The organism is Halorubrum sp. GN11_10-6_MGM (assembly GCF_005435165.1).
GTDB lineage: Archaea > Halobacteriota > Halobacteria > Halobacteriales > Haloferacaceae > Halorubrum.
In genome coordinates, this window is record NZ_SGUC01000021.1 from 1 (window position 1) to 24,521 (window position 24,521).

The following is a 24,521-nucleotide window of genomic DNA, read 5'->3' on the forward strand; positions in this document are numbered from 1 at the left end:
GGGGACGGCGGCGGGGGGGCCCGGACCCGGGGAGCGCCTGCGCGCCGAGCTCGGGCGACGCGGCGTCGCGGCGGTCGAGCGCCGGTTCCTCGGCGGGGTCGACGCCGCGGTGTACAACGCCGAGACGACGCGGCGCGACGCCGCCGGGCTCGGCGGTCCGGACCGGAGCGCCGTCGCGCCGCCCGCGGGCGACCGGTTCGAGCCCGTGATCTCCGCCTCCGAGATCCGCGAGCGGGCGCGGTCCGGCCCGCTGGAGGTGACGTTCCTCGGCAACGTCGTTCCCCGGAAGGGGCTCGACGCGCTCGTCGACGGGCTCGCCCGGCTCGATCGGAGCGGCGTCGAGTGGCGGCTGACGGTCGTCGGCGACCGGACGGTCGCGCCGGACCACGCCGAGGCGGTCGCGGACGCAGTCGCGGCAGCCGGGATCGGCGACCGGGTCCGCTTCGCCGGCCGCCTCGACGACGAGGCGGTCGCGGCGCGGCTCCGCGAGAGCCACGCCCTGGCGGTTCCCTCGCGCTACGAGCCGTTTGGCATGGTGTACTTGGAGGCGATGGGGTTCGGCTGCGTCCCGCTGGCGACGACCGCTGGCGGGGCCGGCGAGTTCGTCCGCGACGGCGAGTCCGGCGTCCTCGTCTCTCCGGACGACCCCCGCGCGGTCGCCGCGGCGTTCCGGGACCTCGACGACCGCGAGCGACTGGCCGAGATGGGGATCGCGGCGCGCCGGGAGTACGAGGCGCGGCCGGGGTGGCCCGAGACGCTGGACCGCGTCGTCGACTTCCTGGAGTCCGAGGCCGGCCGGCGGACGACCGAGCCCGCGAGCGCGGGAGGTGACGCGGCGTGACCGACCACGCGACGTACCTCGACGCGAAGCGCGCGCTCGACGACCGGTCGCTGAACCGCGACGTGCTCGACCGGTTCGCCGCCGAACTCCCGCCCGACCCCGAGATACTCGAAGTCGGCGCCGGGACGGCGACGATGGTGGAGCGCCTCGTCGACTGGGGCGTGATCGACGGCGGTCGGTGGGTCGCGGTCGACGCCCACGCTGACGCCCTCGCCGCGGGCGAGGATCGGATCGGGAGCGAGGTCGGCGACGCGAGCGGGGGAGTTGACGTCGAGTTCCGCGTCGCCGACGCCTTCGAGTACGCGAGCGAGGCGGCGGCCGCGGGGCGACAGTTCGACGCCGTCGTCGGCTGCGCGTTCTTCGACGTGGTCGACGCCCGTCCCGCGGTCGACGCCCTCGCCGACGTGGCCCCCCTCGCGTACGCGCCGATCACCTACGACGGCGAGACGCGCTTCGCGCCCCCCGATCCGGACGACGAGGTCGTCCTCGACCGCTACCACCGCCACATGCGGGAGTTCCGTCCCGGCGGTCCGGACGGCGCGGCCGCGCTCGCCCGCGAGGCGACCGTGATCGCCGAGGGGCCGTCGCCCTGGAGGATCGAACCGCCGTACGAGAACGGCGAGCGCGTCGTCCTCGCGCACCTGCTCGACACGGTCGAGGGGGCGGTCGCCGAGACCGGCTACGACGCGAGCGACTGGGCCGACCGGCGGCGCGAGGCGCTCGACGCGGGGCGGCTCCGCTACGAGGCGGCGAACCGCGACCTGCTCGCGCGGCTGGAGTGACGCGTCGGGGGCGGCTACGGGCCGAACGCCGCGCCCGGAATCGGGTCGGGAAGGCCCTCCAAGAGCAGGGTGGTGTAGTGGAGGAACACCGCCAGCACCGCGACGGACAGCAACAGCAGGAACAGCAGGATCAGCCGCTCGTCGCTGCGGACGACCGCGGCGGCGTCCGCGAGGAACCGCGTCCGACGACGACCGGTCATCGTCGATTCTTTCGCCCGCGTCCGATTAAAAGTAGTCGGTAGAGCGTCCAAGTCCGGAGACGTGCCCGGTCTGGTGGGGGCCGGTCAGTCGTCCGACGGCGACGGGCGCGTTCGGCCGAGCAGCTCGCCGTCGACGGGTTCGTCGGGGTTCGCCTCGACGGCGGCGTCGGAGAGGCCGAGCTGCGCGTCGACGTCGACGTCCTCGCGGACGTGGACGGTGCCGCGGTGGACCGCGATGGCGTCCGCGAGGTGGAGCCGGACGGCGTCGAGCAGCACGTCGGCTTCGAGCGGCTGCCCGCGGCGCTTGATCTCGTCGACGTCGGCGCCCGGCGGCACGTCGAACGCGCGCTGCGCGATCACCGGCCCCTGATCGAGGTCGGTCGTGACGTAGTGAGCGGTAACGCCCGCGATTCGTACGCCCGCGTCCTTCGCCTGCCGGTACGCCTCCGCGCCGGGGAACGCCGGCAGGAGCGACGGGTGGACGTTGATGATCCGGCCCTCGTACCGGAAGACGACCTCCGGCGAGAGGATGCGCATGTACCGGGCTAAGGCGATCAGGTCCACGTCGTACTCGGCCAGCAGATCGAGGAGACGGCCCTCGTCGGTGTTGCCGTTGCCGTCGCCCACGTCGTAGAACGGCTTATCGTAGCGCTCCGCGAGCGACCTGAGGTCGCCGCGGTTGCCGATGACCACCGGGATCTCGGCCTCCGCGCCGTCGTCGGCGAGATCGCCGTTCGCTTCCGCCTCCAGCAGGGCCTCCGGCGCGTGCGTCTCCTTGGTGACGAGCAGCGCGACCCGACGCGCGTCGCGGTCGCTCGGGAACCGGACCTGGATGTCGACGTCGAGCTCGCGGCCCAACTCGGCGAGCGCGCGCCGGAGCTCGCCGCGGGAGGTCTCCATCTCCGCGGTGTCGACGCGGGTCGTCATCCGGAAGACGCCCTCGCGGACCGCCTGATCGAGGTCCTCGATGTTGATCCCCCGCTCGAACAGCAGGGAGGTGACCCGCGCGATGAGTCCGGTCTTGTCTCCTCCGACCACCGTGATCTCGGTCAGTTCGCGGGTCATGCGACGATCACCTCCGCGGGTTCGAACGGCTGCATACACCCACCACAGCAGTCGGAGGGGTTTGCCCCTTTCGTTCCGCGCGGTCCCTGCCACCCGCACGAACGACCGATATGTATCCACGAACGTGAGTATAAACGCCGTTCCAAAACGGTTTTTACACACGACTCCGCACCAACGGGTATGACCGCGTACACGGCGACGGTAACGGTCCGGCTGAAGCGGGGCGTCCTCGACCCAGAAGCCGAGACGACCCAGCAGGCGCTCGAACGGCTCGGCTTCGAGCTCGATGGCCTCCGGTCGGCGGACCGGTTCGAGGTCGACCTCGACGCCGCCGACGCCGACGAGGCGGCCGCGCGCGCCGACGAGATGGCCGAGCGGCTGCTCGCGAATCCCACGATCCACGACTACGACGTGGCGGTCACCGAGCGATGACGGTCGCAGTCGTCGAGACGACGCCGACCGTCACTGGCGCGAGCGGTGCCGGCGGAACCGCCGCGGCCACCCACGCGAGGTGGGCGGCGTGACGGTCGCAGTCGTCCAGTTCGGCGGCTCGAACTGCGACCGCGACGCGGTCCGCGCGCTCCGGCAACTCGGCGTCGACGCCGAGCGCGTCTGGCACGCGGACGGCCTCCCGGACGACGCCGACGGGATCGTGCTCCCCGGCGGGTTCTCCTACGGCGACTACCTCCGCGCCGGCGCGATGGCCGCGCGCGCCCCGGTCATGGAGGAGGTCCGCGCCGCGGCCGACGAGGGGATTCCCGTGATCGGGATCTGTAACGGCGCGCAGATCGGCTCGGAGTCCGGGCTGACGCCGGGCGCGTTCACCACGAACGCCTCCGCGCGCTTCCAGTGTGAGCCGGTCCACCTGCGCGTCGAGCGCGCGGACACTCCCTGGACCGCCGCCTACGACGAAGGCGACGTCATCGAGGTCCCCATCGCGCACGGCGAGGGGCGCTTCGAGATAGGCGAGGACGCCCACACCGACCTCGTCGCCGACGACCGCGTCCTGTTCCGCTACTGCGACGCGGACGGAAACGTCACCGACGCCGCCAATCCGAACGGCTCGACCGACAACGTCGCGGGCGTCCTCGGCGAGCGCGAGACGGTCGCCGTGCTGATGCCCCACCCCGAGCGCGCCACGCTCCCGGACCTCGGCCGAAGCACCGACGGCGCCGGGATCCTGACGGCGTTCGCCTGACCGGGCCCGAAGGTCGCCAGAATCGGCGCTCGCTTACCGCGCGCTCGCGGCCTCTCCGCTCTGTTCCGTCTTCGCCGGTGACCCCGTCTCGACCCCGTCCGCCCCCTCGGAGTCCAGTTCTCGCTCCAGCGCACGCTCGAACTCCGCCTCGGTGAGTTCGCCTTCGGCGTACCGACGCTGGAGGCGTTCGACCGGCGTTTCGTCGCCGTCGCTCGCGTCCGAGCCGTCGTCGGTCCCGCTCGCGAGGAGCTTGATCCCGACGAGACTCACGGCGAGCAGCGCCGCGACGGTGAGCAGGGCGATGAGCGGGAAGAGGAACATCCAGCCGCCCATCCCGCCCGCCATCCCCGAACCGGCCATGCCACCCATCAGCGGCGCGACGGCGGCGGTGTCGAGAACGATCATGTATGATACTCACATTTCCGCCGATAAGTACTCTCCGGGCGTTCGCAGTTCGCGAAACCGCTCTCCGGCGTCGCGGGCGGACGCGCCGGCGACGCCCGGAAACGTCAGTCGTGCCGCCCCCGGACGACTTTTGCGCCCGGCCGCCGAACCGGCTCCCATGCGAGCGCGACACATCGACCACGTCAACCTCCGGATCCCCGAGGACGGCGCCGACGACGCGCGCGAGTTCTACGGCGAGAGGCTGGGGTTCGGCATCGAGGACGCGCTGTACGCGGCCGACGAGAAGCCCTTCTTCGACGTGCGCCTCTCGGCGACCGCGGTGATCCACCTCTGGCCGACCGACGAGTTCGAGGCGCCAACGAAGACGAACTACGACCACGTCGCGGTCGTCGTCGAGGAGTCGGTCGAGGAGATGGAGGCCGAACTCGCAGAGGCGGGCGTCGAGGTTGAGAAGACGCTCGACTCGCCGCTCGGCGCGACCGGCGAGGCGGGCGCGGTGTACGTCCGCGACCCGTTCGGCTACCGGGTGGAGCTGAAGGCGCGGGTGTGACGGCGCGAGCCCGTTATCGTGTCTATCGCTCCGGCTCGAACCCGTTCGCGCCCCCGAGCAACCCTCGCCCCGACGCGGTCGTTTAAGAGTCCCGAGCGACAGGGGCGAGTATGAGCGAACAGCAGCCGCGACCCGACGACGAGGAGCGGAGTCGTCGCCGGGGGGACGCGGACCGATTCGCCGGCAGCAAAGACGAGAACCTGCGCAGCCGCGACGTGACCGAGGGGCCGGACAAGGCGCCGCACCGCGCGATGTTCCGCGCGATGGGGTTCGACGACGAGGACCTCTCGTCGCCCATCGTCGGCGTGCCGAACCCGGCGGCGGACATCACGCCGTGTAACGTCCACCTCGACGACGTGGCCGACGCCGCACTCGACGGGATCGACGCCGCCGGCGGGATGCCGATCGAGTTCGGGACGATCACCATCTCCGACGCCATCTCGATGGGGACCGAGGGGATGAAGGCGAGCCTGATCTCGCGGGAGGTCATCGCGGACTCGGTCGAGCTCGTCTCCTTCGGCGAGCGCATGGACGCGCTGGTGACGGTGGCGGGCTGCGACAAGAACCTCCCCGGGATGATGATGGCCGCGATCCGGACGGACCTCCCCAGCGTCTTCCTGTACGGCGGCTCGATCATGCCCGGGCAACACGACGGGCGCGACGTGACGATCGTTCAGGTGTTCGAGGGCGTCGGCACGTACGCGCAGGGCGACATGGACGCCGACGAGCTCGACGACTTGGAGCGCCACGCCTGCCCCGGCGCGGGCTCCTGCGGCGGGATGTTCACCGCGAACACGATGGCGTCGCTCTCGGAGGCGCTCGGGCTGGCGCCGCTCGGCTCCGCCTCCCCGCCCGCCGAGGACGAAGCGCGCTACGCGGTCGCCGAGCGCGCGGGCGAGCTGGCGATGGACTGTATCGAGAACGACCGCCGGCCCTCCGACATCCTCACGCGTGAGTCGTTCGAGAACGCGATCGCGGCCCAGACCGCGATGGGCGGCTCGACGAACGCGGTCCTCCACCTGCTCGCGCTCGCCGGCGAGGCGGACGTGGACCTCTCGATCGAGGACTTCGACGAGATCTCCAAGCGCACGCCGAAGATCGCGAACCTCCAGCCCGGCGGGAGCCGCGTCATGAACGACCTCCACGAGATCGGCGGCGTCCCCGTCGTCCTCCGGCGGCTGCTGGAGGCCGACCTGCTCCACGGCGACGCGATGACCGTGACCGGCCGGACGCTCGCCGAGGAGATCGCCGAGCTGGAGGCGAACGGCGACCTCCCCGACGATTCGGAGATCGAGGCCGACTTCCTCTACTCCGTCGACGACCCGAAGGAAGAGGAGGGCGCCATCAAGATCCTCGACGGGAACCTCGCGCCCGACGGCGCCGTGCTGAAGGTGACCGGCGACGACGAGTTCTACCACGAGGGGCCCGCCCGCGTGTTCGAGAACGAGGAGGACGCGATGGAGTACGTCCAGTCGGGCGGGATCGAGTCCGGCGACGTGATCGTCATCCGGAACGAGGGCCCCCGCGGCGGCCCCGGGATGCGAGAGATGCTCGGCGTCACGGCCGCCGTCGTCGGCGCGGGCCACGAGGACGACGTGGCGCTGCTCACCGACGGCCGCTTCTCGGGCGGTACCCGCGGCCCGATGATCGGTCACGTCGCGCCCGAGGCGGCCGTCGGCGGCCCGATCGGACTCATCGAGGACGGGGATCACGTCACCGTCGACATCCCCGAGCGCGACCTCACCGTCGACCTCTCCGACGACGAGCTCGACGAGCGCCGCGAGGGGTGGGAGACGCCCGAACCCCCGTACGAGGGCGGAATTTTAGCGAAGTACGGCCGTGACTTCGCCTCGGCCGCGGAGGGTGCGGTGACGAACCCCCGGCTCACGCGGGACTGAGCGCGGCGGTCGACTGCGACCCCCGTCTCTCCTTAGCGGACGAACACGACCGTGTCGTACGCCTCCGCGCGGTCGACGATGTCGCGCGCGGGATATACCCACGCCGGCGACCGTCTCGACCATCGCCTCGTGCTACCGTCATCGACAGCGAGTACCTATCATCTCGTCGACAGCAGACCCGACGGGTGAGCACTCGCGTCGGCGAGAGCGAAGGAGGGCAAGGGAGTCGAAAGGGAGCGGAGAGCGCAAGAGAACCGAGAGAGCGAACGACTCGAAAAGGCGAACTGGCAGGGGGGACACCGCCGCGACCGACGAGCCCGCTTACTGACGCTCACCGCCGTCCGTCCGGGCCGGCTTGACCGACTCCGCGCACCAGACGTTGCTGCGGCGCCCGGCGCGCGACAGCTCCATCTTCACCACCGACCCCACCGGCAGGTCGGCGACGCGCTGCCGGGCGTCCTCGTCGGCGTACTCGACAACGTGGTACGTCTCGTTGCGCGGATGGGCACGTACGGTGGTACAATCGTGATCGTTCTGTGCGGAAATGACGGTGTACGCGTTTGATTGCGACATCTTATCCGCTTATTGCTGGACATCCCACTTTAATTCTCCGTATATTCACTACGGTCGTGGGGCAAGTCGTAATATCGATATAAGGAGTTAAATCGTCGATCCGATCGAGCGGGTTCGGGGGGTCGTACCGACCGCAGAAGCGGCGACGGTCCCGTCGCGCTCCGCGCCCGCGGATCACCATCCCTATTTCCGCCGACGGCGAAGGCCGGCCATGGACCGAGGCGACGGGCCGGACGGCGGGACGGGCGCGGACGGCGAGGCGAACGCCGACGGCAAGACGGGCACGGATACCGGCGGCGTGGCGCTGTTCGTCGACGGCCCGAACGTGTTGCGCGAGGAGTTCGACGTCGACCTCGACGACGTGCGGCGGGCGGGCGAGGCCGAGGGGCCGCTGGTGACGACGCGGCTCTACCTCGACGAGCACGCGACGCCGGGACTGATTCAGGCCGCAGAGGCGCGCGGCTTCGAGGTCGTGGTCACGAGCGGCGACGTGGACGTGAAGCTCGCGGTCGACGCCGCCCGGTTCGCGGCCGAGCGCCGGATGGACACGCTCGCGATCGCCTCGCGAGACACGGACTTCAAGCCGGTCGTCGAGACCGCCAACGGTTACGGGATCCGGACGCTCGCCATCGCGCCCGGCGAGTTCGGTCGGTCCGACGCGCTCCGCAACGCCGCCAACGGCTCCGTGACGCTCGACGGGGACGAGGTCGATGCGGACGAGGTCGACGCGACCGAGGGCGGCGACGAGACGGATACCGAACCGACCTGGCACCGGTAGCGATCGACCGACGGCGGCGGCTATTTATTAGCGAACGGCGGCTCCGCGCTGAACGCAGCCGAAGCCCCAGTCGGGAGGCTGTACGATGGTGATTCTGTTTATAAACGTCCGATCGACACGAACACCGCCGAAGCCCCAGTCGGGAGGCGGGCGCACGCTCGCTGCGGTCCTCGTCGCTCGCTGTGCTCGCTCCTGTGGTCCTTACTTCGCCTGCGCCCGCCTCCCGACTGCCCCTTCGAGTCCCGCCCCGTACAGCACCGCGCCTCACGCCTCCCCAGCCTCGTCAGTCGCCGTCGCTTCGCTCCGGCGACTGACTCCCTCGCGCGGCGCTCCTCGCGGCCGCCTCCGGCGGCCGCTCGGAGGCGCGCGCCGACCGCACCGTATTTATAAGTAATCTCTGTCGCCGTCCGTTGGTGTTTAGATAGTGTACCGCTGTCGCCGGGCCGCGTCACCGCCGCCTCCCCCGCCGGAGCCGACCCAAAAACAGGGCACCGACTCCCCCCGCGAGTCCGGCGACGCCGACGAGGACGACTCCCGTCGCGACGCCGCCGTACCGCGCCGCGGCCGCGTCGATCCCGACCCGAATCCAGCCGAGGTTCGGCACCGCGAACAGCGCCTTCCCGGCGATCCACGCCTCGGGGACGACCGGCGCGATACCGGCGCTCTGGTCGTACAGATCGTTCGCGTCGCCGCGCGTGACGTACCCGTCGTACGGCGCCGGACAGGTGGCGAGCTCCGCGCAGTCGCCGGAGAGGAGCGCCGGGTCCGCCCGCTCCGTCCAGTCCTCGCCCGCGTCGACCGCGAACGACAACCGGTGGAACACCGGTCGCCCGCCGGCGCCCGGAACGGTGTACACCACCACGTCGCCCGGCTCGCCGAGCCTGTCCGGCGCGTTCGGGTCGGCGGCGGCGTCGAGGTCGCCCCACGGCGCGCGGTCGGCCGCGGTGACGACGACGAGGTCGCCGCGCTCGACGCCGGGGGCCATGCTCCCGCTCTCGACCGCGACGAACGGCGGCCACGTCCCGACGAGCGCTCCGAGCAGAACCGCGGTCAGGAGGACCGCGACGGCGGGGGCGACGAGACCGGTTCGGTCGGGACGACGGCTGCTCACGCCCGATTGAGAGGCCGGCGGCCGCTTGAGACTGTCGGCCGACTCGCTCCGCTCCTCCGGGTGCGGACTCGACGCGACCACCGGCGAGCGGACGGCCGCCGAGCGGACCGCCGATGTCACAAAACCTTAGGCTCGTCCCGGAGAGGTGCGAGTATGACCGATCGCCTCCCTCCGCTCCACGACGTTCACGACGCGCGCGGCGCGAAGTTCACCGACTTCGGCGGCTGGCAGATGCCCGTCGAGTTCGATTCGATCCGCACCGAACACGCCGCGGTCCGCGAGTCGGTCGGCGTCTTCGACGTCTCGCACATGGGCGAGATCGAGGTCGCCGGCCCGGACGCGACCGAGCTGCTGAACCGGCTCACGACCAACGACGTGAGCGCGCTCGACCCCGGCGACTCCCAGTACGCCGCGATCACGAACGAGGAGGGCGTGATGCTCGACGACACGGTCGTCTACCGACTCCCGGACGGCACCGCGGCGGGAGATGCGGCCGACTCGCTCGCGGCCCTCGAAGCGACCCACGACGGCGACCTCGACGCGCCGAGCGGCGACCCCGCCTACCTCTTCGTGCCGAACGCGGGCCACGATGGGCAGATGAACGACCGGTGGACCGCGCACCGCGACGAGTGGGGGCTCGACGCGACCGTCGCGAACGCCACCGACGACTGGGCGATGCTGGCGGTTCAGGGCCCCGACGCGGCCGACGCCCTCGACGAGGCCACCCCGCGCGACCGCGTCGTCGACCTCGCAAAGTTTGAGGCGACGGCGGCGGCCGTGGCGGGTGTCGAGAGCTGGGTCGCGCGCACCGGCTACACCGGGGAGGACGGCTTCGAGGTGATGTGCCCAGCCGACGCCACCGAGTCCGTCTGGAAGGCGTTCGTCGACGCACCCCGCGAGGCGCAACCCTGCGGCCTCGGCGCGCGCGACACGCTCCGGACGGAGATGGGATACCTCCTCTCCGGGCAGGACTTCGACCCGGAGGACGAGCCCCGCACCCCCTACGAGGCGCGGATCGGCTTCGTCGTGAAGCTCGACACGGAGTTCGTCGGCCGCGACGCGCTGGCGGCCCAGAAGGAGGAGGGCGTCGACGAGACGTTCGTCGGCGTCCGCCTCTTGGAGCGCGGCGTGCCCCGCGGCGGCTACGCGGTCACTGACGGCGATCTCACCCGCGTCGGGAAGCTCACCTCCGGGACGATGAGCCCGACGCTCGACGAGCCGATCGGGTTGGGCTACCTCCACGAGACGTACGCCGACGCCGGGACCGAAGTGAGCGTCGTCGTGCGCGGCGACGAGAAGCGCGCCGAGGTCGTGATCCCGCCGTTCCTCGACCGCTGAGAATTGTCACCACGTCCCGAGCAACGCTCATTGGACCTGCCTGAGAAGCGCCGGTATGGCACCGACCGATCCCGCGAGCGACGCGACCGGGGTACCGGAGTCGGATCTCGCGGTCGCGCGAGCGACCGACGCCCGTCCGATCGAAGCCGTCGCCGCCGATCTCGGCCTCTCCGCGGACGACGTCGAGCGCCGCGGCGAGGGCGTCGCGAAGCTCACGCACGCGGCGGTCCGCGAGGCCGTCGGCGATGCGGCGAGCGCGGCCGACGCTTCGAGGAAAGCCGACGGGACGACCGTCCTCGTGACCGGCATGTCCCCCACGCCGAAGGGCGAGGGGAAGACGGTGACGACCGTGGGGCTGGGACAGGGGCTCGCGGCGCTGGGCGAGCGGACCGCCGTCGCCGTCCGCGAGCCGTCGCTCGGGCCCGTGTTCGGGATCAAGGGCGGCGCGGCCGGCGGGGGCCGCTCGCAGGTGTTACCGATGGAGGCGATCAACCTCCACTTCACGGGCGACATCCACGCGCTGACGGCCGCGCACAACCTCCTCGCAGCCGCGCTCGACAACCACCTCCATCAGGGGAACGACGCGGGGATCGACGCGCGGCGGGTGGAGTGGCCGCGCGCGCTCGACGTCAACGACCGGGCGCTCCGCGAGACGGTCGTCGGGCTCGGCGGGACGACCGGCGGCGTCCCGCGCGAGGACGAGTACGTCATCACCGCCGCCTCGGAGCTGATGGCCGTCCTCGGGCTCGCGTCCGACCTGACGGACCTGAAGGAGCGAATCGGCCGCATCGTCCTCGCGGCCGACGCGGACGGCGAGCCGATTACGCCGGCCGATCTCGGAGTGACCGGCGCCGCGGCCGCGCTGCTGCGCGACGCCTTCCGGCCGAACCTCGTCCAGACGGTCGAGGGCGTCCCCGCGTTCGTCCACGGCGGCCCCTTCGCGAACATCGCGCACGGCACGAACACGGTCGTCGCCGACCGCGTCGGCGCCGCGCTCGCAGACTACCTCGTCACCGAGGCCGGCTTCGGCGCCGACCTCGGCGCGGAGAAGTTCGGGAACATCGTCGCCCGCGAGGGCGTGGTCCCCGACGTCGCGGTCGTCGTCGCCACCGTCCGCGGCGCGAAGCGACACGGGCTGGAGATGTGGCCGACCGACTTCGACGCCCTCGCGGAGCCGGACCCGAACGCGGTTCGAGCCGGCGCCGAGAACGTCGCGAAACACGTCTCGATCGCCGAGTCGTTCGGGGTCCCGACGGTCGCGGCGATCAACGTCTTCGCGGACGACACCGAGGCGGAACTCGCGGCGCTGGAGGGGGCGCTCACGGAGCGCGGGGTCCCGGTCGCCCGCTCGACCGCCTACCGCGACGGCGGCGCGGGCGCGACCGATCTGGCCGAGCTCGTCCGGGAGCGCGCCGGGACCGGGTCGTTCGAGCCGCTGTACGACGCCGACGCGCCGCTCCGCGAGAAGATAGCGACGGTGGCCAGCGAGGTGTACGGCGCCGCGGGCGTCGAGTACGTCGACGGCGCGGCCGACGACGTCGAGCGCGTCGAGCGGTGGGGGTACGCCGACCTACCGGTCTGCCTCTCGAAGACGCCGTACTCGCTCTCCGACGACGCCGCGCGGACCGGCGTACCGGAGGGGTGGACGCTGACCGTCCGCGAGGTGACGCCCTCCGCGGGCGCCGGGTTCGTCGTCGCGAAGACCGCCGACGTGATGACGATGCCGGGGCTCCCGGCCGAGCCGGCGGCGGAGAGCATCGACGTCGACGCGGACGGCGACGTGAGCGGGCTGTTCTGACGAGCCTCGACGACCGACGCCGACCGGGGAGGCGGTCCCGCGACCCTACTCCCCGACCGTCTCCTTCCGCTTGTTGACCACTTCGACGTCCGCGATCCGCGTGTCCGGATACCCTCCGTCGGCGTCTTTCTCCGCGGCCTTCACCATGTCCCAGACCGTGTTGAGCCCGGTGGTGACGCCTTCGAGCGCCTCCATCTCGCAGCCCGTCTTCCCGGTCGTCTCGACCGCGACGGTCAGCTCGATCCGGTCGTCGCCGACGGCGAACTCGGTATCGACGTTCGTGATCGGAATCTGATGACACATCGGGATCGTCTCCCACGTGTGTTTCACGGCCTGAACCGCGCCGATCCGGGCGGTCGCGAGCACGTCGCCCTTCTCGACCTCGTCGGCCTCGACCGCCGCGATCGTCGCCGGAGTCAGCCGGATCTCGCCGCGCGCGACCGCGCGGCGGCTGCTGTCGGGCTTGCTGCCGACGTCGACCATCTGGACGTCGCCGGCGTCGTCGGTGTGGGTCAGCGCGTCCGTGTCGGGGGAGCGACCGCCCTCCTCGTCACTCATCACGCATCGCCTCCGGCAGCCGGTCGGGTAAGTCCGTCGCCACCAGCCCGGCCCCGTTCGCTTCCGCCGCGGCGTCGCCCGCGCGCCCGACGGCGTAAGCGCCGACCGCCGCCGCGCGGAAGTGATCGGTCACGGCCGCCAGCGCGCCGACCGTCCCCGCCAGCACGTCGCCCGTCCCGCCGACGGTCATCCCGGGGTTGCCGGTGCGGTTGAGCCGGACGTCGCCGCCATCGGCGACCACGTCGACCGCGCCCTTCACGAGCAGGGTGTGGCCGATCTCGGCCGCGAACTCGCTGACCAGTTCCGCGCGCTCGTTCGGGTCGTCGGCCGTCTCGCCGCCCATGCCGACGAGTTCGCCCTGGTGCGGCGTACAGATCAGCTCGGCGTCGGTGTCGACCTCGGGGACGATCCGGAGGGCGTCCGCGTCGACGACCGCGCGTCCCTCGTACTCCGTCAGGAACTCGCGGACGAACGCCTCGGTCCCGTCGCCGCCGCCGAGGCCCGGACCGAGGACGACGACGTCGTGCTCGGCCGCGAGCGACGCGACCCGTTCGGTGTGGGCGGCCCCGACGCGGTCGCCGGGCAGGGGCCGGACGATGAGGTTCGGCGAGAACCGCTGGACGGCGTCCGCGACGGACTCGGGGCACGCGACCCGGACGAGGTCGGCGCCCGCCCGGAGCGCGGCGAGCGCGGACAGCGTCGGCGCGCCGGTGTACGGGCCGCCGCCGACCACCAGCACCTCGCCGTTGTCGCCCTTGTGCGAGTCCGGGTCGCGGTCGAGCCCGAGGAGGTCTCCCGGCCCGGTGTACCGCTCCGCGGCAGCCGGGATCCCGATGTCGGCGACCGTGACGTCGGCGTCGAGCGCGGCCAGCCCGGGCTTCTCGTCGTGGAACGTCACCACGCGGTCGGCGTTCACGGCGACCGCGTCCCCTCCGGCGTCGGCCGCAGCGGCGTCCGAACCCCCGGTCGGCTCCCCCGTGTCGGCGTCGATCCCGGACGGCGCGTCGACCGCGATCACCGTCGCGTCGCTCGCGTTGATCGCCGCGGCCGCCGTGCGCTCCGGCTCGCGGAGCGCGCCCGAGACCCCGGAGCCGAGCATCGCGTCGACGACCACGTCCGGGCCGTCGTCGGAGTCGGTATCGGCGGGGGCGGCGAGGGCGAACTCGCGCGAGTCGGAGACCGCCTCGGTCGGGAGTTCGGCGCTCGCCAGCGCGTTCCAGTTCCCCCGCGCGATGTCGGTCCGGATCGTCTCGGGGCGGCCGAGCAGCTGGACCGTCACGTCGTACTCCTCGAGGAACCGCGCCGCGACGAAGGCGTCGCCGCCGTTGTTCCCGCGGCCGCAGACGAGCGCGACGGTCGCGCCCGGCTCCGCGACGTCGCGGACCTCCCGGGCGACCGCGTTGCCGGACGACTCCATCAGCTGCTTGCGGGGCACGCCGAGCGCGGCCGCGTTGGCGTCGACGGCCGCCATGCGGTCGGTCGTGATCATGCGTCGGCGTTCGTGGGCCGGCGGATTAAGCGGGCGGGATCGGGAAATGAACACGAGCGGGATCGGGAAATGAAAATGTTGAAGCGGTCAGGTGGTGAATCTCGCGACCAACAGTGGTATCGGTAGCACTCGTCGTCGCAAGCGACCGCCGGCCGGACCGAACCACCGGCCGCGTCCCCGCCGCGACCGACGCACCCCCCTCCGACCGCGGCGGGAGACGCCGCCCCGGCCGGACGCGACCCCTCCACGCACGACCGCAATCATGAACATCGGTTTCTTCACCGACAGCTACTTCCCCGGTATCGACGGGGTCACCTACACCATCCAGGCGTGGCGCGACCGCCTCGAAGCGCGCGGTCACGACGTGTACGTCGTGTATCCGGAGAGCGACCACGAGCCGGACGACCACGAGATACCGGTCCCCTCGCTGCCGAACCCCTTCTACCGACAGTACCGCTTCCCGACCTACCGCCGCCTCTCGACGCTGCCCGACCTCGACGTCGTCCACTGCCACGGGCCGGCGTCGACCGGGCTGATGGGGCTCCGCTACGCGAAGCGGCGCGGCGCCACCTCTGTGTACACCCACCACACGCCCGTCGAGGACTACTTCGTCCAGGGGCTCAGGTCCGAGCGGCTCGCCGCGCTCGCCGGCCGGGCGTACGTCGCCTACGAGAACCGCTTCCTGAACGCGTTCGACTGCGTCACGGCCTCGACCTCGCGCATCCGCCGCGACGTGGAGCCGTACCGGCTCCCGGTCGGGATCGAGATGGACCGCTTCCGCCCGCGAGAGGACGCCCGGGTGGACTCGCTGGCGGCGGACGGCGGCCCGACCGCGGCGGACGCGCCGGTGGTCGGCTACAGCGGTCGGCTGACGCACAAGAAGAACGTCGACGAGATCCTCCGGCTCGCGGACCGGCTGCCCGAGGTGCGGTTCGAACTCGTCGGCGAGGGGCCGGTCCGGTCGGAGTTGGAGGCCGACGCGCCCGAGAACGTCCGGTTTCACGACTTCCTGCCCCGCGACGACCTCCCCGACTTCTACGCCGCGATCGACGTGTTCGTCACGGCCTCGACCTGCGACACGCTCGGGCTCTCGACGCTGGAGGCGAACGCCTGCGGCACTCCGGTCGCCGCGGCGGACGTGGCGCCGTTCGACGAGACGATCGGTCCCGAGAACGGGAGTCGCTTCGCGCTCGGCGACCTCGACGACATGGAGCGCGCGGTCCGCGACTGCCTCGACGGCGACAGGGACACCCGCACCGCGGTCGAGCGGTTCTCGGTGGAGCGAACGATAGACGAACTCGAATCTATCTACGGGGTGACCGCGTAGATGGGCGCGGACAACGTCGACGCCTTCCAGCGGTTCATCTTCTCGGTTCCCCCGCTCAGGATTCAGGCGGCCGCACTCGTCGTTCTCAGCGCCGTGTACGGGGTCGCCACGGTCGGCGGGTTCTGGCTCTTCACGCCGTTCGAGCCGGACCCGTCGCGGATCGTGCCGGTCGCGGTCCTCATCTTCCTGATCCCGTTCGTCGCCGCGGCCGAGCTGTTCCCCCGCGTCCTCGACGGCTACCCGCGGTCGTGGAGCTACTTCCTCGCGCTCACTTCGCAGTTCGTCCTGTTCGTGTACGCGCTGGTGCTCTCGGGCGCGGACAACGTCGGGAACGCGTGGAGCATCATCTGGCTCAGCTTCATCACGCTGTACCTGATCAACATCCTCGTCCTCGTCGTCTCGACGGGGATCGACCGGTCCGACCGGATCCTCTTCGTCTCGCTGACCCAGCCCGGGCTGCTCATCGCCGCGTTCTACGCACTGGGCGGCAACGATTTCGGCTTCACGACGTACCGCCACGTGTTCGCGTTCGGCTCGCTGCTCATCGCGGCGGGCTTTCTCGTGTTGGTCCTCGTCGTCGTCGACTACCTGATCAAGAGCAACACCGACGTCTCGGCGTTCGCGCTCACCTCCGGGCTCCTCCGGAACGACCGCGAGTCGCTGGACCTCGGCGTCGAGGCGTGCCCGTCGGTCGAGACGTTCGCCGTCGACAACGGGAGCCAGCTCACGGTCGCGGCCCCGTGGGTCCACCCCGGTCCCCTCGGCGGTTTCGGCGGCGGCCAGCTGAGCGGGAACCTGATCGACGCGCTGAACGGCGGTCGAGGGGGCGACGCGGCCGACGGCGGCGAGACCGCGACCGACGGCAGCGGCGAGACTGCGACTGACCGCGGCGAGACCGCGACCGACGGCGGCGCCGAGACCGCGTCGGGCGGCGACGCCGGCTTCTTCTTCCACGTCCCGTGTACGCACAAGGAAGACCTCTCGAACCCGGCGGACGCGGAGCGGCTCCTCGACGCGGTCGACGAACCGGAGCGGACCGATCGCGCGTCGCGGCTCGTCACCGAGTCGTACGGCGACCGCGATAGGTACGCGGACGTGCGGTTCCACGGCCGCCGGATCGGCGACAAAGAGCTGATCGTCCTCCACGGGGAGGGGATCGACGACTACGACACGGGCGTGTTCATGCGCGACGTCGACCACGACGAGGTGCTGTTGATCGACCAGCACAGACACGACATCCAGCGGGGGCCGGACGTGGAGATCCAGTACGGCTCGGCGGAGGCGGACCGCCTCAAGCGCGCGTTCGACGAGTTCCGCGAGCGGCTGGCGGACGCCGAGCTCGTCGACGACTACGCCGCGGGCTTCGAGGTGACGCGGGCCGGACAGGACGCGTTGGCGATGGTCGAGTCCGTCGACGGGCAGGAGGTGCTCTGGATCGGCGTCGACACGAACGGACTCACCCCGGACGTGCGCGAGACGGCCGACGAGTTCCGCGAGACGTTCGACGCGGTGATCCCCTTCTCGACGGACACCCACGCGTCGATCCACGAGCTCGCGAATATGCGCGAGTCCGACACCGACGCGATCGAGCGCGCGGTCGACCGCGCCGTCGACGACCTCGCGCCCGCGACCGTCGGGTTCACCAGCCGTCGGTCCGATCCCGTGAAGCTCCTCAAGAACGACTACAACGGGCTCGTCTTCAGCGTCAACATCCTCATCCGCCTGACGCTTATCTCCCTCGTGACGCTGTACGCGCTGCTCGTGTTGTGGCTGTTCTTCTGACCCACCGTCCGCGCCGCTTCTCGGGGACCGGCCTCACGTCCGTTCTCGATTACGGCCGGGATTTTTCACCGTCCCCGTCGAGCCGGGACGCATGAAGTTCCGAGCCCTCCTCCTCGGAGCCGACCGGACTCCGAAACGCGCGCTCGGTACCGTCGCGGCCGCGTTCGTGGCCGCGTCGCTCCTCGTCGTCATCCTCCCGTGGGAACCGACGGGACCGGGTGGACGCTACGCGCTCTGGGCGGGCCTCGTCGCCGTCGGCCTCGCGAGCGCGGCGCACGCGGGCCGAGTCCGCGGCGGTCTCCTCGCCGGCTGGACGGCGGTGTTTCTCGCCGCCGTCTGGATCTTCGTCGTCCCGCCGCTCGCGGCGCTCGTCCGCGGCGACGGGGTCGACGCCAGCGGCTACGCGGTCCCGCGTCCGTCGGCGGTCGCGCTGTCCCCGCGCGCCGAACTGCTGACCGGGCTCCGGATCGGGCCGGTCGTCGCGCTCGCCGTCGCGCTCACGGCCGGAAGCGCGGCGTTCGCGCTCGGCGCTGGGCTCCGACGGCGGTCGGCGCGGTGACTCGACGCGGTGACTCGACGCCGGGGCCCGGAACCGCCGATCACTCGAAGGCCTTGACGCCCAGCGCCGACGCCGACGCGCCGCCGATGACCATCGGGAGCCAGTAGACGGCGCCGCGGAAGACGAGGACGGCGGCGGTGATCGCCGACGCGGCGACGCCGGTCGTCGGAACGAGGAGGCCGACGAGCGCGGCCTCGATGCCGCCGAGTCCGCCGGGCAGCGGCGTCGCGCCCGCGACGTACGACAGCGGGACGACGAAGACGGGGATCAGCGGCGAGATCGGATGGCCGATCGCGGCGAACGCGGCGGTGAGCGCGGCCGCCTGAAACAGCCAGCCGACGAGCGACAGCGCGACGATGCCGAGGAGTCGCCGGCGGTCGGTGCCGACGCGCTCGATGTCGGCGAAGAAGTTCCCCAGCCGGTCCGCGAGGCCCGCCTCTACCGTCTCGGCGTCGAACCGGTCGAACCGACCGAGGAACGGGCCGACCGCGCCCGGCACGCGGTCGACGACGGCGACGCGGTAGCGCCAGACGAAGGCGATCGCCGAGACGATCGCGGCGATCAGCGCGACCGCGCTCGCGACGGCGAACCCGACGCGGTCGCCGACGGCGGTGGTGGCCGCGTACGAGCCGACCCCGAGGAACACGAGCGAGACGGAGGGGACGACGTTGAGCACGTCGACGCTCGCGATGCCGACGAGTCCGGTCTCGTACCGCGACTCGGCCACCTTCGAGATGAGCGCCGCGGCGACCGGCTCGCCGCCAGCCTGCCCGAACGGCGTGACGTTGTTCGCGAAGGCGGCGCCGCTGTAGACGAGGAACGACGTCGCGACCGACAGGCGAACGTCGAGCGCGCCCAGCACGGCGCGGAGCATGAGGCTCCACGCGACGAGCCAGCAGAGCCCGAGTCCGGCGGTCGCGGCGACGAGCGCCGGGTCGGCCCGGGCGAGCGCGTCGAGAATGCGGTCGACCCCGACGACGACGAAAAGCACCGCGAGGAGGGCGACCGCCCCCGCTCCGCCGAGGATCAGCGCGCGCCGTTGTGGGCCGTCCATAGGCGAGGTGGGGTGGTAGCGAACTTGAAACGTCTGCTTCGCGTCCGCCGGGACGGAGCGGCCCTCCCCCGGTTCCGGTTCGATCGGACGGACCTCCCGTCCGGGGCCGAGAATGGGAATACATACGTACCGCCGGACCGACGGCCCATCCAATGGAAGACCAGCGGTTCCTCGAGTCGGAGTGGGATTACTGCCTGGTGCTCGACGCGTGCCGGTACGACGTGTTCGCGGACGTGTACGACGAGTACCTCGACGGAACGCTCGAAAAGCGACGCAGCGTCGGCTCGTCGACGCCGGAGTGGGCCTACCGCACGTTCACCGGCGACCACGACATCGCGTACTTCTCCGGGAACCCCTTTATCAACGACCTCGGGATCCCGCTGAACGAGCTCAAGTGGGGCGCCAGCTGCGACTACGAGTGGACCGCCTCCGAACACATCAGCGACATCCACGACGTGTGGAAGACCGACTGGGACGACGACCTCGGGACCGTCCCGCCGGAGGGGCTCGCGGACGCGTTCCACCGCAATCGGGACGCCGTCGAGCGCGCCGACCGCACCGTCCTCCACTACATGCAGCCGCACGCGCCCTACCTCTCGCGGGGGAAGGGCCAGAAGCTCAAGCAGATCCAGAAGGGGATCAGAGAGCAGGGAGAGGACGACGGCGGAAGCGACGACGACGGCGGGCTGCTCTCGTCGCTCAGCGACACCGTCCGCCCGAAGATCGAGAGCCGACTGGACGACAGCGAGTTCGCTCAGAAGGCCGGGCTGTGGCTCGAACTCGACCCGAAGGACCTCGTGAAAGACGGCACGCGCGTCACCGCGCTGTCGATGTACGAGGAGAACCTCCGGATCGCCTTAGAGAGCGTCGCCGACCTCGTCGAGGAGCTCGACGGCGACGTGGTGGTCACCGCCGACCACGGCGAGGCGTTCGGCGAGGAGGGCGTCTGGGAACACCACATCGAGACGTACATCCCGCCGCTGATGGAGGTCCCGTGGCTGGAAGTCGAGTGACCGGTCGTCCGAAAGGGGACGACCGGCGCCGCCGATGAAGGTCAGCCACTACTTCGAGTTCGAAGAGCACGTCACCGGCGGGATGGCGGCGTCCGTCGACCACCAGCGGAAGATGTTCGACCGGGTCGGGATCGACTACACCACCGAGCCGACGCTGGACGCCGACGTACTCCACTGCAACCTGATGGGGCCGCGCTCGGTCTGGTACGCGCGCCGCGCCCGGAGGGCCGGCGTTCCGGTGGTCGCGCACACCCACGTCACCGCCGAGGACTTCGGCGACAGCTTCCGGTTCACGAACGCGCTCGCGCGACCGCTGAAGCCGTATCTGCGGCGCGCCTACGGGCTCGCCGACCGACTCGTCTGCCCCTCCGAGTACAACCGCGAGGTTATCGGGGAGTACACCGACGTCCCCACCACCGTCGTCTCGAACGGCGTCGACCGCGAGAAGCTGGCGGGGTTCGAGGGGTTGGAGTCCGAGTACCGCGACCGCTACGACCTCGACCCCCCGACCGTGTTCATGGTCGGCCACGTCATCAAGCGGAAGGGGTTGGAGACGTTCGTCGAGACGGCCCACCGGATGCCGGACGTGGACTTCGCGTGGTTCGGCCACGTCGACCGATCGCTGAAGGGCCGCGAGACGAAGCGGCTCATCGACGAGGCGCCGTCGAACTGTACGTTCACCGGCTACGTCGACGACATCCGCGGCGCGTACGCCGCGGGCGACGTCTTCTGTTTCCCGACCCACGAGGAGAACGAGGGGATCGCGTTGCTGGAGGCGATGGCGGCCGGGAAGGCGCTCGTCGTCCGCGACATCGAGACGTTCTCTTGGCTCGACGACGGCGAGGACTGCCTGAAGGTCGGCGACGAACGCGGCGAGGCGGCCGACTCCGACGCGGGGGGCGGCGACGCGCGCGGGGACGACGTCGAGGGGTTCGTCGAGGCGATCGACGCGGTTCGCGACGCCGACCGGCGGGCGGCGCTCGGTGCGAGCGCCGCCGAGCGCAGCGAGGCGTTCTCGCTCGACGCGATCGCCGAGCGGTACGAGTCCTTGTACGCAGATCTGACGTAGACGGAGCGAAAACGGCTGAAATCGCCAGCTGCGCGGAATCTTGCGAAAACCGCAGTTGGTATGTCCGCCGACCGACTCCGTAGGGCCAAATGACTCGAGTGAGCGTAATCGGCTGCGGGAACATGGGCGGCGCCCTGCTCAGGGGCCTCGCCCGCGCGGAGGGGTACCACCTGACGGCGATCGACCTCGACTCCGAGGCCCTCGCCGCGATCGAAGACGCCGTCGACGAGACGACCGAGGACGTGGCGGCGGCGCGCGACGCCGACATCGTCGTCCTCGCGGTGAAGCCGGACGTGGCGCCGGCGGTCCTCGACGAGCTCGACCTGCGGGCGGACCAGCAGCTCGTGACGCTGGCCGCGGGGCTCCCCCGCGAGTTCGTCGACGAGCGCACGGACGCGTCCGTCGTCCGCATCATGCCCAACCTCGCCGCGGAGACGGGCGACATGGCCGCGGCGGCGACGAACGCGGGGCTCACCGACGAGGTCCGCGCCATGCTCGGCGCGGTCGGGGAGTTCGTCGAGGTCGACGAGTCGCTGATGCACGTCTCGACCGCGGTCAACGGCAGCGGCCCCGCGTTCGCCTTCTACCTGATCGACGCGATGAAACAGGGCGGGATCGACGGCGGGCTCGACCCCGAACAAGCGGAGACGCTGGCGGCGCAGACGTTCAAGGGTGCGGCGGAGACCGTGCTGCGCGACGACCGCAGCGTCGACGAACTCATCGACGCAGTCTGCTCGCCGAACGGGACGACGATCGAGGGGATGGAGGTGCTGTGGGACAGCGACGCCGACGCGGCGGTCGAAGACGCCGTCGCGGCCGCTGAGCGTCGGTCGCGAGAACTCGCCGAGGCGTTCGACGATGCCTGAGGACGCGGGCGTCGAGCGGACGGACGCCGGCGGCGGGAGTCGAGTCGGCACGGCCGACCCGGAGCGCGTCGAAACCGCCCGGCGAGAGGCGGCCGAGGCGGATCGGGTGATCGTCAAGGCGGGGACGAACTCGCTGACCGACGACGCCTCCCGGCTCGACCGCGTGAAGCTGGACAAGCTCGTCGCGGACGTGATGGACCTCCGCGAGCGCGGCACGGAGGTCGTGCTGGTCTCCTCGGGCGCCGTCGGCGCCGGGACGGGCCGGCTCGACGTGGGCCCCGAGTCGCGAGAGGGCGTCGAGTCGATCGCCGAGAGCCAAGCGCTCTCGACGGTCGGCCAAGGGCTGCTGATGCGCCACTACACGCAGAGCTTCGAGCGGTTCGACCAGGACGTGGCGCAGATCCTCGTGACGGGGACCGACCTCGACGCGCCCGAGCGGTTCGACAACTTCACAAACACCGTCGAGACGCTGCTGTCGTGGGGGGTCGTCCCGGTCGTCAACGAGAACGACGCGGTCGCGACCGACGAGCTGCGGATCGGCGACAACGACATGCTGTCGGCGTCGATCGCGATCGGGCTCGACGCCGACCTCCTCGTGACGCTCACCGACGTCGACGGCGTCTACACCGGGAACCCGAAACGCGACGCCGACGCGGAGCTGATCGAGGCGGTCGACGACGGCTACGAGCGGCTCCGCGAGATCGTCGGCGGCGGAACGGAGACCGACTTCGGCGGCATCCGCACGAAGGTGGAGGGCGCCCACGACGTGAGCCGCCACGGGATCCCCGCGATCATCGCGGGCTCCGCCGAGCGCGACGTGCTGGCGCGGATCGCAGCGGGTAAGCCGGCGGGCACGCTATTCGTCCCGAAGACGGGTGACGACGATGAGTGAGAACGCCCCCGACACCGAACCCGATAGCGACGTGGAAGCCGACACCGACGAGCTGGCCCGGCGGGCCGAGCGCGCGGCGCTCCGGCTCGCGAACGCCGACGAGGCGACTCGAAACGAGGCGCTGCGCTCGATCGCCGACGCGATCCGCGACCGCGAGGCCGAGATCCTCGAGGCGAACGCCGAGGACGTCGCGGCGGCGGAGGCGATGCTCGCGGACGGCGAGTACACGCAGGCCCTGGTCGACCGCCTGAAGCTCGACGAGACGAAAATCGAGGAGATCGCCTCGATGGTGGAGTCGGTCGCCGAACAGGACGACCCGCTCGGCGAGACGCTCGCGGCCCGCGAGCTCGACGAGGACCTGGAGCTGTACCGCGTGGCGGTGCCGATCGGCGTGGTCGCGACCGTCTTCGAGTCGCGGCCCGACGCGCTGGTCCAGATCGCGGCGCTCGCGCTGAAGTCCGGCAACGCCGTCGTCCTCAAGGGCGGCAGCGAGGCGAGCGAGTCGAACCGAATCCTCCACGAGGCGATCGTCGAGGCCACTCCCGACCTCCCCGACGGGTGGGCGGCCCACGTCGAGGCCCACGAGGAGGTCGATCGCCTCCTCGAACTCGACGACCGGGTCGACCTCGTGATGCCCCGCGGCTCCTCGGAGTTCGTCTCCTACATCCAGGAGAACACGCAGATCCCCGTGCTCGGTCACACCGAGGGGATCTGTCACGTGTACGTCGACGCGGACGCCGACCTGGAGATGGCGGAAGACGTGGCCTTCGACGCGAAGGTACAGTACCCCGCCGTCTGTAACGCGGTCGAGACGCTGCTCGTCCACGACTCCGTCGCCGACGCGTTCCTCCCGGATCTCGTCGCGCGCTACGAGGACGCCGGCGTCGAACTGCGCGGCGACGAGCGCACGCGCGAGGTCGTCGACGTTGCGCCCGCGACCGACGACGACTGGGACACCGAGTACGGCGACCTCGAACTGTCGATCAAGGTCGTCGGCGACCCCTACGACGCGATCGACCACGTCAACGACCACGGCTCGAAACACACCGAGTCCATCCTCACCGAGGACACCGAGACGGCGGAAGCGTTCATGACCGGCGTCGACGCCGCGAGCGTCTTCCACAACGCGTCGACCCGGTTCGCGGACGGTTACCGCTACGGCCTCGGCGCGGAGGTCGGGATCTCCACCGGGAAGATCCACGCCCGCGGCCCGGTCGGGCTGGAGGGGCTCACGACGTACAAGTACTACCTCGAAGGCGACGGCCACCTCGTCGCGAGCTACAGCGGCGAGGACGCGCTCCCGTTCACGCACCTGGAACTCGACGGCGTCGACTGGACGCCCGGTCGGCTGTCGAGGGAGCAGTAGCGGTTCGCG

The 24,521-nt window shown here is 71.3% G+C and carries 25 protein-coding genes; 17 read left to right on the forward strand and 8 right to left on the reverse strand.

Translation table 11 applies throughout. The features are described from left to right. Together EXE46_RS10940 and EXE46_RS10945 are read left to right on the forward strand one after the other, a co-directional pair. Nucleotides 1–841 (forward strand): glycosyltransferase family 4 protein (locus tag EXE46_RS10940; RefSeq protein ID WP_137688432.1); only part of this gene is annotated, 841 nt, incomplete at its 5' end. Further along, a complete protein-coding gene (locus EXE46_RS10945) occupies nt 838–1,623 on the forward strand; it encodes a class I SAM-dependent methyltransferase (RefSeq protein ID WP_137688433.1) in 786 nt (261 codons plus the stop codon). The genes EXE46_RS10940 and EXE46_RS10945, both read left to right, overlap by 4 nt. Nucleotides 1,624–1,637: 14 nt before the next feature. On the opposite strand, the gene EXE46_RS10950 is transcribed toward EXE46_RS10945, so the two are convergent. Together EXE46_RS10950 and EXE46_RS10955 are read right to left on the reverse strand one after the other, a co-directional pair. Beyond that, a complete protein-coding gene (locus EXE46_RS10950) occupies nt 1,638–1,823 on the reverse strand; it encodes a hypothetical protein (protein ID WP_137688434.1) in 186 nt (61 codons plus the stop codon). An 84-nt stretch (nt 1,824–1,907) separates the two neighbouring features. Continuing rightward, nucleotides 1,908–2,888 (reverse strand): formyltransferase family protein, encoded by a 981-nt coding sequence (locus tag EXE46_RS10955; RefSeq protein ID WP_137688435.1) that lies wholly within the window; start codon nt 2,886–2,888, stop codon nt 1,908–1,910. Between the two features lie 180 nt (nt 2,889–3,068). Here EXE46_RS10955 and purS point away from each other — a divergent pair, with 180 nt between their 5' ends. Together purS and purQ are read left to right on the forward strand one after the other, a co-directional pair. Beyond that, the gene (gene purS, locus EXE46_RS10960) at nt 3,069–3,320 is read left to right on the forward strand and encodes a phosphoribosylformylglycinamidine synthase subunit PurS (RefSeq protein ID WP_137688436.1); all 252 of its coding nucleotides are present in this window, start codon (nt 3,069–3,071) and stop codon (nt 3,318–3,320) included. An 88-nt stretch (nt 3,321–3,408) separates the two neighbouring features. Next, nucleotides 3,409–4,086 carry a phosphoribosylformylglycinamidine synthase I gene (gene purQ / locus EXE46_RS10965; RefSeq protein WP_137688437.1) on the forward strand — a complete coding sequence of 226 codons (678 nt, stop codon included), beginning with the start codon at nt 3,409–3,411 and terminating at the stop codon, nt 4,084–4,086. Nucleotides 4,087–4,119: 33 nt separating this feature from the next. Here purQ and EXE46_RS10970 read toward each other — a convergent pair whose 3' ends face one another. After that, nucleotides 4,120–4,491, reverse strand: coding sequence for an SHOCT domain-containing protein (locus tag EXE46_RS10970; protein ID WP_137688438.1), 372 nt, complete (start codon nt 4,489–4,491; stop codon nt 4,120–4,122). A 157-nt stretch (nt 4,492–4,648) separates the two neighbouring features. On the opposite strand from EXE46_RS10970, the gene EXE46_RS10975 reads away from it, so the two are divergent. Beyond that, a complete protein-coding gene (locus tag EXE46_RS10975; RefSeq protein ID WP_137688439.1) occupies nt 4,649–5,041 on the forward strand; it encodes a VOC family protein in 393 nt (130 codons plus the stop codon). A gap of 110 nt (nt 5,042–5,151) precedes the next feature. Further along, nucleotides 5,152–6,939 (forward strand): dihydroxy-acid dehydratase, encoded by a 1,788-nt coding sequence (ilvD, locus tag EXE46_RS10980; RefSeq protein ID WP_137688440.1) that lies wholly within the window; start codon nt 5,152–5,154, stop codon nt 6,937–6,939. 321 nt (nt 6,940–7,260) lie between these two features. Here ilvD and EXE46_RS10985 read toward each other — a convergent pair whose 3' ends face one another. Beyond that, on the reverse strand, nt 7,261–7,512 hold the full coding sequence (locus EXE46_RS10985) for a hypothetical protein (RefSeq protein ID WP_137688441.1): 252 nt from the start codon (nt 7,510–7,512) through the stop codon (nt 7,261–7,263). Nucleotides 7,513–7,723: 211 nt separating this feature from the next. Here EXE46_RS10985 and EXE46_RS10990 point away from each other — a divergent pair, with 211 nt between their 5' ends. Continuing rightward, nucleotides 7,724–8,290, forward strand: a complete 567-nt coding sequence (locus EXE46_RS10990) for an NYN domain-containing protein (protein WP_137688442.1) — start codon at nt 7,724–7,726, stop codon at nt 8,288–8,290. A 448-nt stretch (nt 8,291–8,738) separates the two neighbouring features. Here the strand turns inward: EXE46_RS10990 and EXE46_RS10995 are convergent, their stop codons facing one another. Continuing rightward, on the reverse strand, nt 8,739–9,401 hold the full coding sequence (locus tag EXE46_RS10995; protein WP_137688472.1) for a S26 family signal peptidase: 663 nt from the start codon (nt 9,399–9,401) through the stop codon (nt 8,739–8,741). Between the two features lie 153 nt (nt 9,402–9,554). On the opposite strand from EXE46_RS10995, the gene EXE46_RS11000 reads away from it, so the two are divergent. Together EXE46_RS11000 and EXE46_RS11005 are read left to right on the forward strand one after the other, a co-directional pair. After that, a complete protein-coding gene (locus EXE46_RS11000; RefSeq protein WP_137688443.1) occupies nt 9,555–10,739 on the forward strand; it encodes a glycine cleavage system aminomethyltransferase GcvT in 1,185 nt (394 codons plus the stop codon). 55 nt (nt 10,740–10,794) lie between these two features. Continuing rightward, a complete protein-coding gene (locus tag EXE46_RS11005) occupies nt 10,795–12,537 on the forward strand; it encodes a formate--tetrahydrofolate ligase (RefSeq protein WP_137688444.1) in 1,743 nt (580 codons plus the stop codon). Between the two features lie 45 nt (nt 12,538–12,582). Here EXE46_RS11005 and moaC read toward each other — a convergent pair whose 3' ends face one another. Both moaC and EXE46_RS11015 read right to left on the reverse strand, forming a co-directional pair. Next, on the reverse strand, nt 12,583–13,095 hold the full coding sequence (moaC, locus tag EXE46_RS11010) for a cyclic pyranopterin monophosphate synthase MoaC (RefSeq protein ID WP_137688445.1): 513 nt from the start codon (nt 13,093–13,095) through the stop codon (nt 12,583–12,585). Next, a complete protein-coding gene (locus tag EXE46_RS11015) occupies nt 13,088–14,584 on the reverse strand; it encodes an NAD(P)H-hydrate dehydratase (protein WP_137688446.1) in 1,497 nt (498 codons plus the stop codon). Before EXE46_RS11015 ends, moaC begins: the two co-directional genes overlap by 8 nt. A gap of 262 nt (nt 14,585–14,846) precedes the next feature. Between EXE46_RS11015 and EXE46_RS11020 the strand changes: the two genes are divergently transcribed. The 3 genes from EXE46_RS11020 (at nt 14,847) to EXE46_RS11030 (ending at nt 18,252) form a co-directional block, all read left to right on the forward strand. Beyond that, nucleotides 14,847–15,911: a glycosyltransferase gene (locus EXE46_RS11020; RefSeq protein WP_137688447.1), complete on the forward strand. Its 1,065-nt coding sequence runs from the start codon at nt 14,847–14,849 to the stop codon at nt 15,909–15,911. Continuing rightward, a complete protein-coding gene (locus tag EXE46_RS11025; protein ID WP_137688448.1) occupies nt 15,912–17,693 on the forward strand; it encodes a DUF2070 family protein in 1,782 nt (593 codons plus the stop codon). It begins immediately after the preceding gene. Nucleotides 17,694–17,784: 91 nt separating this feature from the next. Beyond that, nucleotides 17,785–18,252 (forward strand): hypothetical protein, encoded by a 468-nt coding sequence (locus EXE46_RS11030; RefSeq protein ID WP_137688449.1) that lies wholly within the window; start codon nt 17,785–17,787, stop codon nt 18,250–18,252. A gap of 40 nt (nt 18,253–18,292) precedes the next feature. Here EXE46_RS11030 and EXE46_RS11035 read toward each other — a convergent pair whose 3' ends face one another. Then, entirely contained in the window at nt 18,293–19,306 is a 1,014-nt protein-coding gene (locus EXE46_RS11035; protein WP_137688450.1) for a lysylphosphatidylglycerol synthase transmembrane domain-containing protein, read from the reverse strand. Nucleotides 19,307–19,458: 152 nt separating this feature from the next. Between EXE46_RS11035 and EXE46_RS11040 the strand changes: the two genes are divergently transcribed. From EXE46_RS11040 to EXE46_RS11060, 5 genes are all read left to right on the forward strand, one after another. Continuing rightward, a complete protein-coding gene (locus EXE46_RS11040) occupies nt 19,459–20,319 on the forward strand; it encodes a hypothetical protein (protein ID WP_137688451.1) in 861 nt (286 codons plus the stop codon). Between the two features lie 34 nt (nt 20,320–20,353). Next, on the forward strand, nt 20,354–21,388 hold the full coding sequence (locus tag EXE46_RS11045) for a glycosyltransferase family 4 protein (RefSeq protein WP_137688452.1): 1,035 nt from the start codon (nt 20,354–20,356) through the stop codon (nt 21,386–21,388). An 89-nt stretch (nt 21,389–21,477) separates the two neighbouring features. After that, the gene (gene proC, locus EXE46_RS11050) at nt 21,478–22,254 is read left to right on the forward strand and encodes a pyrroline-5-carboxylate reductase (RefSeq protein ID WP_137688453.1); all 777 of its coding nucleotides are present in this window, start codon (nt 21,478–21,480) and stop codon (nt 22,252–22,254) included. After that, nucleotides 22,247–23,146 carry a glutamate 5-kinase gene (gene proB, locus EXE46_RS11055; RefSeq protein WP_137688454.1) on the forward strand — a complete coding sequence of 300 codons (900 nt, stop codon included), beginning with the start codon at nt 22,247–22,249 and terminating at the stop codon, nt 23,144–23,146. The genes proC and proB overlap by 8 nt, the downstream gene beginning before the upstream one ends. After that, a complete protein-coding gene (locus tag EXE46_RS11060) occupies nt 23,130–24,512 on the forward strand; it encodes a glutamate-5-semialdehyde dehydrogenase (RefSeq protein WP_137688455.1) in 1,383 nt (460 codons plus the stop codon). The genes proB and EXE46_RS11060 overlap by 17 nt, the downstream gene beginning before the upstream one ends. Nucleotides 24,513–24,521: the final 9 nt, after the last annotated feature.

Excerpts from the sequence above, each read along its gene's own strand:
- EXE46_RS10950 (WP_137688434.1), bottom strand. The coding sequence starts at position 1,823 with ATGACCGGTCGTCGTCGGACGCGGTTCCTCGCGGACGCCGCCGCGGTC.
- EXE46_RS10955 (WP_137688435.1), bottom strand. The coding sequence starts at position 2,888 with ATGACCCGCGAACTGACCGAGATCACGGTGGTCGGAGGAGACAAGACC.
- purS (WP_137688436.1), top strand. The coding sequence starts at position 3,069 with ATGACCGCGTACACGGCGACGGTAACGGTCCGGCTGAAGCGGGGCGTC.
- EXE46_RS10970 (WP_137688438.1), bottom strand. The coding sequence starts at position 4,491 with ATGATCGTTCTCGACACCGCCGCCGTCGCGCCGCTGATGGGTGGCATG.
- EXE46_RS10975 (WP_137688439.1), top strand. The coding sequence starts at position 4,649 with ATGCGAGCGCGACACATCGACCACGTCAACCTCCGGATCCCCGAGGAC.
- ilvD (WP_137688440.1), top strand. The coding sequence starts at position 5,152 with ATGAGCGAACAGCAGCCGCGACCCGACGACGAGGAGCGGAGTCGTCGC.
- EXE46_RS10985 (WP_137688441.1), bottom strand. The coding sequence starts at position 7,512 with ATGTCGCAATCAAACGCGTACACCGTCATTTCCGCACAGAACGATCAC.
- EXE46_RS10990 (WP_137688442.1), top strand. The coding sequence starts at position 7,724 with ATGGACCGAGGCGACGGGCCGGACGGCGGGACGGGCGCGGACGGCGAG.
- EXE46_RS11000 (WP_137688443.1), top strand. The coding sequence starts at position 9,555 with ATGACCGATCGCCTCCCTCCGCTCCACGACGTTCACGACGCGCGCGGC.
- EXE46_RS11005 (WP_137688444.1), top strand. The coding sequence starts at position 10,795 with ATGGCACCGACCGATCCCGCGAGCGACGCGACCGGGGTACCGGAGTCG.
- moaC (WP_137688445.1), bottom strand. The coding sequence starts at position 13,095 with ATGAGTGACGAGGAGGGCGGTCGCTCCCCCGACACGGACGCGCTGACC.
- EXE46_RS11015 (WP_137688446.1), bottom strand. The coding sequence starts at position 14,584 with ATGATCACGACCGACCGCATGGCGGCCGTCGACGCCAACGCGGCCGCG.
- EXE46_RS11020 (WP_137688447.1), top strand. The coding sequence starts at position 14,847 with ATGAACATCGGTTTCTTCACCGACAGCTACTTCCCCGGTATCGACGGG.
- EXE46_RS11025 (WP_137688448.1), top strand. The coding sequence starts at position 15,912 with ATGGGCGCGGACAACGTCGACGCCTTCCAGCGGTTCATCTTCTCGGTT.
- EXE46_RS11030 (WP_137688449.1), top strand. The coding sequence starts at position 17,785 with ATGAAGTTCCGAGCCCTCCTCCTCGGAGCCGACCGGACTCCGAAACGC.
- EXE46_RS11035 (WP_137688450.1), bottom strand. The coding sequence starts at position 19,306 with ATGGACGGCCCACAACGGCGCGCGCTGATCCTCGGCGGAGCGGGGGCG.
- EXE46_RS11040 (WP_137688451.1), top strand. The coding sequence starts at position 19,459 with ATGGAAGACCAGCGGTTCCTCGAGTCGGAGTGGGATTACTGCCTGGTG.
- EXE46_RS11045 (WP_137688452.1), top strand. The coding sequence starts at position 20,354 with ATGAAGGTCAGCCACTACTTCGAGTTCGAAGAGCACGTCACCGGCGGG.
- proC (WP_137688453.1), top strand. The coding sequence starts at position 21,478 with ATGACTCGAGTGAGCGTAATCGGCTGCGGGAACATGGGCGGCGCCCTG.
- proB (WP_137688454.1), top strand. The coding sequence starts at position 22,247 with ATGCCTGAGGACGCGGGCGTCGAGCGGACGGACGCCGGCGGCGGGAGT.